The following is a 14,297-nucleotide window of genomic DNA, read 5'->3' as shown; positions in this document are numbered from 1 at the left end:
TTGCCGATGGCAAGCGGAATAGTGTCGCCATTCCGGTCGGCATCACGTCGCCGTGTCACCATTGGGAGAAGAGATGAACTTACGTAAGACCCTGCTAGCCGCCTCCATCGCCGCCATGCCGCTGATGGTCACGACGCCCGCCTCGGCTGCAGCTCCGGTTGCGACTCCAGCCGTAACCGCCACGCTACAGGACCAATCGCTGCTGGCCACGCTGGCACAACGCGACACTCAACGCGGCCTCGGCAGCGACAACAGCTTCCGCCTCGCCAACCAGCATCCCGGCGTGGACGGCCAGAAGATCACGCGCGTGCACCACACCTACAAGGACCTGCGGGTGTTCGGCTCCGAAGAGGTGGTGGTGACCGATGGCGGCGGCAACATCGTCAGCCTGTCGGTGGCCGACAAGCGCGCCGGCCTGGACGCCAACGTGGCGCAGGACAGCAACCCCGACCGTACGGTGGCCCTGGCAGGCCCGCAAGCCACGCCACTCGATAACATCAAGCCCGCCTTCAACGCCGATGCCGCGATTGCCCGCGTGGCCAAAAAAGTCGCCCCCACCGGTGAGCACCGCTGGCCGCCGACCGCCGAGCTGCTGATCTACCCGGTGATGACCTCCGTGCGCACGGCCGAGGCCGCCGACAAATCCGAAGACGAACTCAACGCGCTCGACCTGCAGGACGTGGTGCAGCGCTACGCCCTGGCTTACTATGTGCAAACGCGCATGATCGTCGATCGCAAGCCGGTCTACCACGACACCATCATCGACGCCAGGACCGGCGACGTGCTGGCCCAGTGGCAGGCACTGCAAACCGTGGTGGGCACCGGCAACAGCCAGTACAACGGCGCCGTGCCGATCAGCACCAGCCAGAACGGCAGCAATTTCCAGATGCTCGACACCACGCGCGGCACCGGCGGCAAGTTCGGCGGCATGGCCATTACCAACGCCAACCATAGCTCGCAGCAAAACCCCAGCCCCGGCAACGTGTACACCAACAGCACCAACACCTGGGGCGACGGCAAGCAGTACATTCCCGGCGGCAGCACCACCAACGCCAACGGCCAGACCGCCGCCGTCAACGCGTTGTGGGGCCTGATGAACACCTACGACACCAACAAGAACGTGCTCGGCTGGCAGTCACTCGACGGCAACAACACCGCGACCTATATCGCGGTCCACGTGGACAATGCCTACGACAACGCCTTCTACGACTCGGGCTGCAAGTGCATGTTCATCGGCGACGGCGGCCAGTATTTCTACAACCTCGGTTCGATCGACGTGATCGGCCATGAAATGTCGCACGGCATTACCGACGCCACGTCCAACCTGGTGTATGCCGGCGAATCTGGCGGCCTCAACGAATCGCACTCGGACATCGGCGGCGACATGGTGGAAGCGTACGCGCGCGCCGGCGGCACCGGCACCGTGATCCCGGCCAGCGGCAACGACTGGATGACCGGCAAGGAAATCGCCCGCGATGGCCAGCCGCTGCGCTACTTGTACAAGCCCAGCAAGGACGGCCGCAGCCCGGACGCCTGGAGCACCAACCTGAAGAACATCGACGTTCACTATTCCAGCGGCCCCAACAACCGGATGTTCTACTTCCTGTCGCAAGGCTCCAAAGCCGAGTCCGGTGACTACAACAGCCAGTATCTGACCAGGAGCCCGGCCGCGATGACCGGCATCGGCAACGACAAGGCGTACCGGATCTGGTTCAAGGCGCTCACCACCAAGTTCACGTCAAGCACCAACTATGCCGACGCCCGCGCCAAGGTGTTGCAGGTGGCGCAGGAACTGTACGGCGCCAGCTCGAAGGAAGCGATCGCCGTGCAGCGCGCCTATGCCGCGATCAACGTGGGCGCCGACATAGACGAGGCCGGCAGCAGCGGCGGCGTCAGCATCGCCACCCAGCCGGCCAGCGTGGCGGTCACCGTGGGCGCCACCGCCTCGTTCAGCGTGGCGGCCAGCGGCGGCACGCCGCCGTACACCTACACCTGGTACCGCAACGGCACGCTGATCGCGGGCGCCACCGGCCCCACTTATTCGCTCACGGCCACGCAGGCCGATAACGGCGCCGTGTTCACGGCGCAGGTACGCGACGCGTCGTCACCGGCCAAGACCGCCACCTCGGGCGAAGCCACGCTGACGGTGGTCACCGCAGGCAGCGGCGGCGAACGGATCACCAACGGCGGCTTCGAAGCGGGTACCACGGGCTGGGCCGGCAGCACCACCGCCATCGGCAGCTTCAGCGGCCAGGCGCCGTTCGAAGGCCAGCGCTTTGCCTGGCTGGGCGGCAACGGCAAGCGGACCACCGAGACGCTGACCCAGAGCGTGACCATTCCGTCGTCGGCTGCCAGCGCCAAGCTGAGCTTTGCGCTGCACATCGATACCGATGAAATCGGCCGGGCCACCTACGACCGGCTGGTGGTGGCAGTCAAGAGCAGTTCGGGCGCGGTGCTGGGCACGCTGGCCACGTATTCGAACGCCAACGCTGCCGACGGCTACCAGGTGCGCACCTTCGACCTGTCCGCGTATAGGGGGCAAACGGTAACGTTGTCGTTCATGGCGACCGAGGATTCGTGGCAGCAGACGTCGTTCGTGATCGATAAGGTCAGTTTGGTGGCGCAGTAAGCCTCAACCCGCAAACCCGTGCGGGGTCGGACCCCGTACGGGGTCCGACCCCATTCGGTAGAGGTGACTTATCGAAACGGGTAGTGACCGGGGTTCCCGGTTACGGCAACTTGATCTGCCACAGTACCCCCTCCTCCCCGTCGTTCTAGCGTGGACTGTCCGCTCAGGCGGACTCGGCGCCATCATCCGATGCACGCCGGAATCGTCATCAGGGTTCAGGAGGATACGATGAATCTGCACACGTCTCTGTTGCTACTCTCCACGCTGGCCACTGCGGCATCGGCATCGGCCCAGCCGCTGTCGCCCACCATGATGGGCGGGCCGGTGGCGCCGCCCTCGGCGCAGGAAAGCGCCAGTCTGCTGGCGCGCCTGGCCACCCTCGACCAGGCCAGCGCCACAACGCGCACGCTGACCGCGCCCCAGTACAGCTTCCGCCTGGCCGCGCACCACCCGGGCGCCGAAGGCCAGAAAATCTCGCGCGTGCAGCACACTTACCAGGGCTTGCGCGTGTTCGGATCGGAAGCGGTGGTGGTGACCGACCGCGCCGGCGCCATCGTCAGCGCTTCGGTGAGCGACCGCCGGCCCGGCGCGCAAAGCCCGGCCGCCGGCGGCGCCGAGGGCACGGCTGCTGCTCCTGCACCGGCCGACCTGAAACCGACGCTCTCGCCGCAGCAGGCCATTACCGTGGCGATCCGCTCGGTGCGCGAAGGGATGCCCAAGATCGAACACCGCTGGCAACCGGTTGCCGAACTGCTGCTCTACCCGGTCGTCGCCACCGCGCGCACGGCGGCAGCAGCCACCAAGCCCGAAGCCGAACTCAATGCGCTCGATGTGCACGAAGTGGTGCAGCGCTACGCGCTGGCGTATTACGTCAAGACGCGCATGGTCAAGGACCAGCAGCCGGTGTACCACGACACCATCGTCGACGCCAGGACCGGCGAGATCATCGCCCAGTGGCAGGCGCTGCAAACGGCCACGGAAACGGGTACAGGAAACAGCCAATACAACGGCGTGGTGGCGCTGTCCACGTCGCAGAACGACAAGCGGTTCCGCATGCTCGATGCCACGCGCGGCAAGGGTGGGCGCTTTGGCGGCATGGCGATTACCAATGCCGATCACAGCTCGATGGTCAACCCCGATCCCGGCGACGTCTATGCCCACACCAGCAACACCTGGGGCGACGGCCAGCAGTACAACGGCGGCAGCACCAGCGACGCCAACGGCCAGACCGCCGCCGTCAACGCTTTCTGGGGGTTGATGAACACCTACGACACCAACCGCAACGTGCTCGGTTGGCAGTCCCTCGATGGCAACAACACCGCCACCCACATCGCCGTCCACATCGACCGCGAGTACGACAACGCCTTTTACGACGACCGCTGCAAGTGCATGTTCATCGGCGACGGCGGCACGTATTTCTACATCCTGGGATCGATCGACGTGATCGGCCACGAGATGTCGCACGGCGTCACCGCCGCCACGGCGGACCTGGTGTATTCGGGCGAATCGGGCGGCCTCAACGAGTCGCACTTGGACATCGGCGGCGAAATGGTGGAAGCGTACGCGCGCGCGGGCGGCACCGGCGCGGCGATTCCCGACAAGGGCAACGACTGGATGGTGGGCCAGGAGATCAGCCGCGACAAGAAGCCGCTGCGCTACATGATCAAGCCCAGCCTCGATGGCAAGAGCGTGGACGCGTGGAGCACGTCGCTCAGGCAACTCGACGTGCATTATTCGAGCGGGCCGAATAACCGCATGTTCTACTTCCTGGCGCAGGGCTCGAACGCCGATCCGGCCAGCGACGCCCACAGCAAATACCTGGTGAAGTCGCCGCAGGCGATGACCGGGATCGGCAGCGACAAGGCCTACCGCATCTGGTTCCGGGCCTTGAGCACCAAGTTCACGTCATCGACCAACTACGCGGTGGCGCGCGCCAGGGTCCTGGAGGCGGCGCAGGAGCTGTACGGCGCCGGCTCGAAGGAAGCCTTGGCCGTGCAGCGCGCCTACGCCGCCATCAACGTCGGCGCGGACATCGACGAGGCCAGGTGATGCCGGACGATCAACGTACCGTGACGAACACCGGGTTCGAATAGAACCACAGGCTGCGGTAGTTGCGGTCGTTGATGTCGTTGAAGCGCTGGGTGGCGTCGGCGGTGCTGGTGCGCTGGTCGGCCAGCGGCTCGCCAGCTTGGGTCAGGCCGGCCACGTCGGTGCCCAGGTTGGTGCCGCGCAGGCGGAAGTACTGGTTCCTGGTCGCGGTGGTTTCATAGGTGATGGTGTTGTAACCATCCGCGTCCGTCTTCCAGTCGGCGCTGGTGAAGCGCTTGACCACGCGGGTGCTGGCATTGGTAGCCACCGCATAGGCGGCGGTGCCTTGCGCGGCCTTGGCGCCCACGTCGCCGACGATCAGGTCCACGTGGTCCACCACCGGTTTCACGCTGGCCGAGGCGCCGCTATCCACCGGCTTCTCATAGTTGTTCTTGGCCGGGCTCTTGAAGCGGATGGTGACCACCACCTTCTCGCCGCTGGCCACTTTCAGCTCGCCGCCCATTTCCTTGCGGTCGCTGGTACTGGCCAGGTTGAAGTCCAGTGCGTTCACCAGGTCGCCGTACACCGAGAACATTTTGCCCGAGCGCAGGCCCTGCAGCAGGTCTTTCGCGGTCGGCGTGCCGGTGGCGCTGTTGAACACGTAGTTCTTGGCGTATTCGCCCGGGAAGTAGCCGCTGCTGTTGCTGCCAACGATTTTGAAGTGGGTGTCGGAGTCGGTCAGGTTCCACACCCGGCGGCCTTCGCCCAGCAGCGCATCCCACACGCCGCCCAGCTTGGCCACCACGTAGTCGGTGCCGCCGTAGGCGCGCAGCGGCGCGTTTTCGGCCGTGTAGGCGGCCGTGTAGCCGCCACGGTCCGGTTCCATCTGGTTGCCGACCATGCCTTCGATGGCGAACATGATGTCGGGCGCGGTGTCGTTGAAGCGGCGGAAGTCTTCCACCGTGTAGCTGCCCTTGTTGCGCGACGGGTGGTTGATCACCGCGTAACTGGTGGTCGGGTAATTGTCCTTGAGCCAGGAGATGGCCTTGAGCGCATCGTCGCCAGTCTTGTTGTAGCGGGTATCGCCGTACTTGGCCTTCCAGGCCGTGAGGTCGGCGGCGTCGAACATGGCGGCATCGCGGGTGGTAAACAGGTACTCGAATTCGCGCACGCCACGGGTGCTCACGGCCAGCGGAGCGCCGGCCGACTTGTCGCTGCCCTCGAAGATGCCGATGCCGATATGGTCATGGGTGGGCATGTCCCACTCGAAACCGGAGAAGATCAGCTTGTCCGCATAGGTGCCGACACTGCCGCCTGCCTGCAGGGCGGCAAGGCGCGGCATCTCGTAGCGTTCCACGCCGGTGGCCATCGGGATCGGCGCGGCCAGCAGCACGCCCTTGTCGTCGCGGGTCGATACGCGCAGGTGGTTGGTCACCGCCATCCAGTCCAGGCCATAGCTGGTGAAGGCCTTGCCGAGGATTTTGTCGAGGGTCTGGCTCACATCGGCGTCGGCCGACTGCGTGGTGTGGGTGTGCAGGTCACCGGCAATCCAGCGGCCCTGGGCAATCGGCGGGACGTTGTTCTGGATGGTGTCGTCGTCGCTGCCACCGCAGGCGGCAAAGGCGATGGCGATGGCAATCGCAGCGGGAATGAGCATGTAGCGTGGGGACAGGCGTGGCAGGTGCGGCATTGTAATTCCTGAAAGTAGGTTCATGGTGCCGGCACGATACCAGCCCCCTGTTACGCCTTGATGACAGCTGCTATCATCGCGGATCATCATTCAATTCAAGCAGGAATAGCTATGGCAATAGGCGGCAAGACCATCGACGAGGCGCTGGCCTCGTTATCCGACATGACGGCAGGCGCGGTTCCGATCGAAAAGGAAGAGCACCTGGCACGCGTGGCGCGCGCCCAGGCCTTCATGCGCGAACAGGGCGTGGCGGCGATCTACATCAACGCCGGCGCCAACCTCACCTACTTCACCGGCACCAGGTGGCATGCCAGCGAACGCATGGTGGGCGCCATCCTGCCCGCCAGCGGCGCCATCGAATACATCGCCCCCGCCTTCGAGGAAAGTACGCTCAAGGACTTCATGCTGGTGGACGGCCCGGTCAACTGCTGGGAAGAGCATGAAAGCCCGTACCAGCTGTTCATCGACACGCTGGGCCGCATGGGTATCGCACCCGATGCCGGCGCCGCGCCGCGCATCGGCATCTGCGAGAGCGCCGCGTTCTTCATCTACGACGGCATCCATCCGCTGGCCAACGGCTATGCGCTGGAAAACGCCAGCCTGGTCACGGCCCACTGCCGCACCCGCAAGTCTGCCAACGAAATCGCGCTGATGCAGCGCGCCAAGGACATGACGATGGCCGTCCACGTGGCAGCCGCGTCGATCCTGCGCGAAGGGATCAGCACCACCGAGGTGGAACAGTTCATCGACCGTGCGCACCGCAAGGTGGGCGCCTCCGGTTCGTACTTCGTGATCGTGCTGTTCGGCGAAGCGACTGCCTATCCGCACGGTGTGAGCTACGTGCAGACCTTGAAGCCGGGCGACACGGTGCTGATCGATACCGGCTGCAAACTCCACAACTACATCTCCGACATCACTCGCACCTATGTGTACGGCGAAATCAGCGAGCGTCAGCGGTCGGTGTGGAACAGCGAGAAGAAGGCGCAGCTGGCGGCGTTCGAGGCGGCGCAGCTGGGCGTGCCGTGCGAAGCGGTGGACCAGGCGGCCCGCCGTGCACTGGAAGAAGATGGTTTTGGCCCAGGCTACAAGCTGCCGGGCCTGCCGCACCGCACCGGCCACGGCATCGGCCTCGACATCCACGAATGGCCGTACCTGGTCGGCGGCAACAAGACGCTGCTCGACGTGGGCATGTGTTTCTCGAACGAGCCGATGATCTGCATCCCCGGCGAATTCGGCGTGCGCCACGAGGACCATTTCTACATGACGGAAAGTGGTCCGAAGTGGTTTACCGAGCCGGCGCATAGCATCGACGACCCGTTTGGCCTGAACCTTTAGGGAACCTCGAAAAACCGTAGCGAGCGGTTCGTTATCGTCGCGAGTAGCGGAAGCGTACGGCTGTACGCTGAGCAACGGAGCGGCGATAGCGGATCGCGCAGTAGGTTTTTCGAGGTTCCCTTTAGGCCTTAAGGTCTTTCACTGCGCGGTAAAAGCGCAGCGGCACGGTGGCGGTGAAGGTGCTGCCCACCGTGCGGCCCACCACGATCGGGCTGTAGATGCGGCGCATCGGCGAGGCGCTGCGGTGGGTAAACACCTGGCCCTGCGCCGATTCGCCGGTGGGCACATAGCCGAACATGGCGATGCGCGCCAAAAAGGCCGTGCTGTCGGCCACGGCCACCGTGCCGCGCACCGGCAGGTGCTCGATGGCAGCAGCGCCGATATAGCCGGCCACGCCCAGCATGGCAATCCGCAAAATCCCCACGAAATCGAACCCGCGCGGCAGCAGTCCCACCGCCAGCAGGCAGGCCAGTGCCACGCCGAAAGTCACCCAGGTGCGCGGGTTTTCCAGCGGGTTGAGTACGAATTGAGTCTTGGTAAAGAGTGCCATGGCGCCGCCTGCTGAGGGAAAGCGCTATTGTGCAGGGTGGACGGTGAATTGGAAAGCTTTAAGCTCTCATGGAAGCGGCGGTTTGATATTCACGGCCACGCCGTTGATGATTTGATAGGGAACCCGAACCATCGGCCCTTCGCCACCAAAATCGGCGGGATTGCGGGTGATGACCACACGCCCGTGAGCTTCGGCAGTAGCGCGGATAATACAGTCCAGCAGCGGCAACTTGGGGGCGCTTTCAGGCTGCGGCCACGGATGACTGCGGCCCGGTCCATGATGTCGTCGTCGGGATGTACAACGCGGATACCAACGCCAGCCAGGAATGCTTTGAAATGCTGACGGCCATTATGTTCCATCTTGCAAGCGATTGCGACCCAGCTAATCGAGCTGATCGTGGCATCCCGGTAGTTCATGATCTCGATGACCGCTGCGCCATGGCCTTCGAGATTGTCTATCAGGATATTGGAGTCGAACAGAACTAAGGGCATTCCGCACGAATTTCTTTTTGATACTCGACAGCATCGCGTGGTTTGTCAGGATCGCCTTTCCACATGCCGTGAACGCTCATGATGGCCGCCAAGCGCCGGGAACTCTCCGCGCCGGCTGAAGCACCGGCCGCGCTGGTAATAGTCTCCAGCAACTGCCGGCGTGTCATGCCGGCGGAATCGATGCCACGTGCCATGGCGAACGACTGCAACATTTCCAGCTCGCGGTCAGCCAATTCAATGTCGGACTCAGCCATCACACCCTCCTGCCAGTTATCAGGTGCAGCCAGTGTATAACACTATGCGCAGCCCAGCATGTGGTGTGTGTGCGGCAAGTCAGTGACGCTTCATCACCAGGGTCAGGATGTCGTAACTGGCCACCAGTTCGTCGTGCTGGTTGGTGACCTGCACGTCCCACGCCACCACGCCCTGCCCCACGCCCTTGTCGTCGGTGCGGTTGCGGTCTACCTTGCGTTTGCAGGTGAGGCGGGCGCGGATGGTGTCGCCGATGGCTACCGGCGCCACGAAGCGCAGGTTGTCGAGGCCATAGTTGGCCAGCACCGGTCCCGGCGCCGGCGAGACGAACAGGCCGGCGGCGGCCGACAGCACGAAGTAGCCGTGGGCGATGCGCTGGCCGAACTGGGTGTCTTTGGCGGCGATATCGTCGAAGTGCATGTAAAAATAATCGCCCGAAACGCCGCCGAAGTTGACGATGTCCGCTTCGCTGACCGTGCGCCGGTGCGTGAGCAGCGAGTCGCCGATGTGCAGCTCTTCGAAGTACTTGCGGAACGGGTGCACTTCGCTCTCCTGCACCCGCGCGCCGCGCACGTATTCTCCGGTCACCGCCGCCAGCATGGTGGGCGAACCCTGCACCGCTGCCCGTTGCAGGAAGTGGCGCACCGCGCGGATGCCACCCAGTTCTTCGCCGCCGCCGGCGCGCCCAGGGCCGCCGTGCTTCAACTGCGGCAGTGGTGAGCCGTGGCCGGTGGAGTCCACTGCCGCTTCGCGTTCCAGGATCAGCACCCGGCCGTGTGACGCGGCGGCCATCGGCACCGCGTAGGCGGCGATCGCCGGCTCCCTGGTTACCAGGGTGGAGACCAGCGAGCCCTTGCCGCGCGCAGCCAGCGCCAGCGCCTGGTCGATGCCGTGGTAGCTGATGATGGTGCTCACCGGGCCGAACGCCTCGACGTCGTGCACGGCGTCGTTGGCCATGCCGTCGCGGCACAGCAGCAGGGTCGGCGCAAAAAACGCGCCATCGGCCACGCCGTCGCCCACCGGATTGAAACCGTCGCGCTCACCGAACAACACCTCGTTGCCCTGCGCGAGCAGCGCCAGGCGTTCACCGACGTCGCGCTGCTGGTCTTTCGAGGCCAGTGCGCCCATGCGCACACCCTCCACGGACGGGTCGCCCACGCTCACCTTGGCCAGGCGCTCGCGCAGACGCGTGCCCACCGCATCGACCATTGCCTCGGGCACGATGATGCGCCGAATCGCCGTGCACTTCTGCCCCGCCTTGCCGGTCATCTCGCGCGCCACTTCCTTGACGAACAGGTCGAACTCGGGATCGTCGGGCGTGACGTCGGGCGCCAGGATGGCGCAGTTGAGCGAGTCCGCTTCGGCCGTAAACGGCACCGAGTGGGCGACGAGGTTGCGGTTCACGCGCAGCTTGGCGGCCGTGTCGGCCGAGCCGGTGAAGGTGACAGCATCGAAACCTTCGAGGCGGTCGAGCAGGTCACCGGTGCTGCCGATGACCAGTTGCAGCGCGCCTTCTGGCAACAGGCCCGACTCGTGAATCATGCGCACCACGGCTTCGGTCAGATAGCTGGTCGCCGTGGCCGGCTTGCCGATGCACGGCATGGCGGCCAGGAAGCTGGGGGCGAATTTTTCCAGCAAACCCCAGATCGGGAAGTTGAAGGCGTTGATGTGCACCGCCACGCCGCCGCGCGGCACCAGGATGTGGGTGCCGGCAAAGCCGCCGTTTTTACCGAGTGCCATGGCCGGGCCTTCGTGCAGCACGTTGGACGACGGCAGCTCGCGCCCGCCCATGCTGGCGTAGGCAAACAGGGTGCCGGTGCCGCCTTCGATATCGACCCAGCTGTCGGCGCGGGTGGCGCCGGTGAGGTGCGAGATCGCGTACAACTCTTCCTTGCGCTCGACCAGGTACAGCGCCAGCGCCTTGAGGATGGCGGCGCGCTGCTGGAAGTCGAGTTTCATCAGCGCCGGCACGCCGGTCTTGCGCGCATAGTGGACTGCTTCGCCGAAGTCGATGGCGTCTGCGTGGGTGTGGTAAATCAGCCCGCCGGTGAGGGCATTGTGCAGCGGCGTTGCTGCCTCGCGGCCGATCCAGCGGCCGCCGATCAGGCTTTGCAGGGTTGGAATCATCTAGGGTCTCCTCTATTCGTCACGCCGAAGCGTTCTTGTGCAGATGCAGTGGCAAGGCGCTGTCCCATTCGAGGCGCGGACGTTCGGCCTCTACTTCGGTCAGCGCTTCCACCTCGCGCATGGTGTTCATCGAGCGCACCGCCAGCTCGTGGTAATGGCCGGTGCCGGTGGTCTTCCAGGCGATTTCGTCGTCGCGCAGCGGCCGCACCACCTTGGCCGGCGTGCCGACCACCAGGCTGCGTTCCGGTATCTCCATGCCAGCGCGCACAAAGCTCATCGCTGCGACAATCGACTCGGCGCCGATCACGGCGTTGTCCATCACCACGCTGTTCATGCCCACCAGGGCATTGCGGCCGATGCGGCAGCCATGCAGCACGGCGCCGTGGCCGATGTGGCCATCGACGCCCACCACCGTGTCGGCGCCGGGAAAGCCGTGCATCACGCAGGTGTCCTGCAGGTTGGCGCCCTCTTCCAGGATCAGTCGCCCGAAGTCGCCGCGCAGCGCGGCCAGCGGGCCGACGTAGCAGCGCGGACCAACGATGACGTCGCCGATCAATACCGCGCTGGGATGGACGTACGCGGTGGGGTGCACCACCGGCGTGAAGCCGTTGATTTCATAGACCTTGACCATGTCAGCCCACCCGCTCGATGATCACCGCAATGCCCTGCCCCACGCCAATGCACATGGTGCACAGTGCGTAGCGGCCACCGGTGCGTTCGAGCTGCGTGAGAGCGGCCAGCACCAGCCGCGCGCCCGAGGCGCCCAGCGGATGGCCGATGGCGATCGCGCCGCCGTTGGGGTTGACGTGGGCAGCATCGTCGGCCAGGCCCAGGTCGCGCGTGACGGCCAGCCCTTGCGCGGCAAACGCCTCGTTCAACTCGATCACGTCCATCTGGTCGATGGTGAGGCCCACCAGCGCGAGCACCTTGCGCGAAGCCGGCGACGGACCGAAGCCCATGATGCGCGGCGCCAGGCCGGCGGTGGCCATGCCCAGCACGCGGGCGCGCTTGCGCAGGCCGTACTGTTCGGCGGCAGTGTGCGACGCCAGCAGGATGGCGCAGGCGCCGTCGTTGACGCCCGAGGCATTGCCGGCGGTAACGGTGCCGTCTGCACGCACCACGCCCTTGAGTTTTGCCAGCGTCTCGATGGTGGTGTCCGGGCGCGGGTGCTCGTCGGTGTCGAAGATTTTTGGATCACCCTTTTTTTGCGGCAGCACCACCGGTACGATCTCGTCTCGGAATATGCCTGCCGCGCTGGCAGCGGCCCAGCGTTGCTGGCTGCGCAGCGCAAATGCGTCCTGGTCCGCGCGGCTGATGTCGAACTGCTGCGCGACGTTTTCGGCCGTCTCGGGCATGCTGTCGATGCCGTATTGCTCCTTCATGCGCGGGTTGACGAAGCGCCAGCCCAGCGTGGTGTCTTCGATTTTGGCGGTCCGCGAAAAGGCGCTGTCGGCCTTGCCCATCACGAATGGCGCGCGCGTCATGCTCTCCACGCCGCCGGCGATGACCAGGTGCGCTTCGCCCGCACGGATGGCGCGCGCGGCGCTGCCCACCGCGTCCAGGCTGGAGCCGCACAGGCGGTTGATGGTGCTGGCCGGGACCTCGACCGGCAGGCCGGCCAGCAGCGCGGCCATACGGCCCACGTTGCGGTTGTCTTCGCCGGCCTGGTTGGCGCAGCCGTAGTACACGTCGTCCACCCTGGCCCAGTCCACTGACGGGTTGCGGGCGATCAGCGCGGCGATCGGCAGCGCTGCCAGGTCGTCGGTGCGCACGTGGGCCAGGGCGCCGCCGTAGCGGCCGAACGGGGTGCGGATGGCGTCGCAGATGTATGCGGAGTTGTCAGTCATGTCGTGTCCTTTACTGCCTGGGGCGTTGATCGACCACGCGACGGGCCTTGCCGGTCAGCGTGCGTTCGATGCCGTTGGGTGCAACCAGCCGGACCTTGGTCGAAACGCCCACGTTGGTCTTGATGCGGATTTCCAGCTCATTTGCCAACTGCTGGGCCAGGGCTACGTTGTCGCCGGCGAGCATATTGCCGGCCTCCGGGCGCAGTTCGGCCAGCACCTCCAGCTGGTCCAGGTGGCCGTCGCGCTTGATGATCAGCTGGTACTGGGGCGCGAGCAGCGGCATTTTCAGGATCAGTTCCTCGATCTGCGACGGGAATACATTCACACCACGGATGATCAGCATGTCGTCCGAGCGGCCGGTGATCTTGCCGATGCGGCGCATGGCTCTCGACGTTGGCGGCAGCAGCCGGGTGAGGTCGCGCGTGCGGTAGCGGATGATGGGCAGCGCCTCCTTGGTCAGCGAGGTGAATACCAGTTCGCCCTCCGCGCCGTCGGGCAGCACCTCGCCGGTGTCGGGGTCGATGATCTCCGGGTAAAAATGGTCTTCCCAGATCACCGGGCCATCCTTGCTCTCGATGCATTCGCTGGCCACACCAGGGCCCATCACCTCGGACAGACCATAGATGTCCACCGCGTCGATGCCGGCGCGCTGCTCGATTTCGCGGCGCATGGCGTCGGTCCACGGCTCGGCGCCGAAGATGCCGACCTTGAGCGAACTGGCGGCGGGGTCGAGCCCTTGCCGCTGGTATTCCTCGATGATGTTGAGCATGTACGACGGCGTGACCATGATGATCGATGGCTTGAAGTCCTCGATCAACTGCACCTGGCGCTCGGTCTGGCCGCCCGACATCGGCACCACCGTGCAGCCGAGCCGCTCGGCGCCGTAGTGTGCGCCCAGGCCGCCGGTAAACAGGCCGTAGCCATAGGAGATATGCACCATGTCGCCACGCCGGCCACCGGCCGCGCGGATCGAGCGCGCCACCACGTTGGCCCAGGTGTCGATGTCGTTCCGGGTGTAGCCGACCACGGTGGGCTTGCCGGTGGTGCCGCTCGAGGCGTGTACCCGCACCACCTCCTCGCGCGGTACGGCAAACATGCCGAACGGGTAGTTCTCGCGCAGTTCCTTCTTGCCGGTGAACGGAAATTTGGCGAGGTCGGCCAGCGATTTCAGGTCGCCCGGATGAACGCCGGCCGCATCGAACGCCTGGCGGTAGTGCGGCACGTTGTCGTACGCGTGTTGCAGCGTCCACTGCATCCGTTGCAGTTGCAGCGCCTGCAGTTCGTCGCGGCTGGCGCGTTCGATCGGCTCCAGGTCCGATGGTTCGGGTGTGCGTTGTACCATGCCTGC

11 protein-coding genes are annotated in these 14,297 nt (G+C 65.3%); 3 read left to right on the top strand and 8 right to left on the bottom strand.

Translation table 11 applies throughout. The annotated features are described in order from the left end of the window. The first annotated feature begins 73 nt into the window (after positions 1 to 73). Positions 74 to 2,629 (top strand): M4 family metallopeptidase, encoded by a 2,556-nt coding sequence (locus J2X54_RS14000; RefSeq protein WP_310181460.1) that lies wholly within the window; start codon positions 74 to 76, stop codon positions 2,627 to 2,629. Between the two features lie 228 nt (positions 2,630 to 2,857). Further along, on the top strand, positions 2,858 to 4,678 hold the full coding sequence (locus tag J2X54_RS13995; RefSeq protein ID WP_310181459.1) for a M4 family metallopeptidase: 1,821 nt from the start codon (positions 2,858 to 2,860) through the stop codon (positions 4,676 to 4,678). Positions 4,679 to 4,688: 10 nt separating this feature from the next. Here the strand turns inward: J2X54_RS13995 and J2X54_RS13990 are convergent, their stop codons facing one another. Beyond that, positions 4,689 to 6,347 carry an S-layer protein gene (locus J2X54_RS13990; RefSeq protein ID WP_310181457.1) on the bottom strand — a complete coding sequence of 553 codons (1,659 nt, stop codon included), beginning with the start codon at positions 6,345 to 6,347 and terminating at the stop codon, positions 4,689 to 4,691. A 111-nt stretch (positions 6,348 to 6,458) separates the two neighbouring features. Here J2X54_RS13990 and J2X54_RS13985 point away from each other — a divergent pair, with 111 nt between their 5' ends. Further along, positions 6,459 to 7,682: a Xaa-Pro peptidase family protein gene (locus tag J2X54_RS13985; RefSeq protein ID WP_310181455.1), complete on the top strand. Its 1,224-nt coding sequence runs from the start codon at positions 6,459 to 6,461 to the stop codon at positions 7,680 to 7,682. A gap of 121 nt (positions 7,683 to 7,803) precedes the next feature. Here J2X54_RS13985 and J2X54_RS13980 read toward each other — a convergent pair whose 3' ends face one another. The 7 genes from J2X54_RS13980 to paaK form a co-directional block, all read right to left on the bottom strand. After that, positions 7,804 to 8,232 carry a hypothetical protein gene (locus J2X54_RS13980; protein WP_310181454.1) on the bottom strand — a complete coding sequence of 143 codons (429 nt, stop codon included), beginning with the start codon at positions 8,230 to 8,232 and terminating at the stop codon, positions 7,804 to 7,806. Positions 8,233 to 8,321: 89 nt separating this feature from the next. Next, a complete protein-coding gene (locus J2X54_RS13975; RefSeq protein WP_310181453.1) occupies positions 8,322 to 8,723 on the bottom strand; it encodes a hypothetical protein in 402 nt (133 codons plus the stop codon). Next, entirely contained in the window at positions 8,714 to 8,977 is a 264-nt protein-coding gene (locus J2X54_RS13970) for a hypothetical protein (protein ID WP_310181452.1), read from the bottom strand. The genes J2X54_RS13975 and J2X54_RS13970 overlap by 10 nt, the downstream gene beginning before the upstream one ends. 79 nt (positions 8,978 to 9,056) lie before the next feature. Beyond that, positions 9,057 to 11,102 carry a phenylacetic acid degradation bifunctional protein PaaZ gene (gene paaZ, locus J2X54_RS13965; protein WP_310181450.1) on the bottom strand — a complete coding sequence of 682 codons (2,046 nt, stop codon included), beginning with the start codon at positions 11,100 to 11,102 and terminating at the stop codon, positions 9,057 to 9,059. A gap of 19 nt (positions 11,103 to 11,121) precedes the next feature. Next, entirely contained in the window at positions 11,122 to 11,733 is a 612-nt protein-coding gene (paaY, locus tag J2X54_RS13960) for a phenylacetic acid degradation protein PaaY (RefSeq protein WP_310181449.1), read from the bottom strand. A 1-nt stretch (position 11,734) separates the two neighbouring features. Continuing rightward, complete coding sequence (pcaF, locus tag J2X54_RS13955) at positions 11,735 to 12,949, bottom strand: 3-oxoadipyl-CoA thiolase (protein ID WP_310181447.1); 1,215 nt, start codon at positions 12,947 to 12,949, stop codon at positions 11,735 to 11,737. Positions 12,950 to 12,959: 10 nt separating this feature from the next. Beyond that, positions 12,960 to 14,291, bottom strand: a complete 1,332-nt coding sequence (paaK, locus tag J2X54_RS13950) for a phenylacetate--CoA ligase PaaK (RefSeq protein WP_310181445.1) — start codon at positions 14,289 to 14,291, stop codon at positions 12,960 to 12,962. Between the last annotated feature and the right edge of the window lie 6 nt (positions 14,292 to 14,297).

Origin of the sequence: Duganella sp. 3397 (assembly GCF_031456625.1) — a bacterium.
In the GTDB taxonomy this organism is placed as follows: Bacteria; Pseudomonadota; Gammaproteobacteria; order Burkholderiales; family Burkholderiaceae_D; genus Rugamonas; species Rugamonas phyllosphaerae.
Note: the sequence above shows the minus strand (reverse complement) of the source record. Positions and strands in the feature narration are given on the sequence as shown.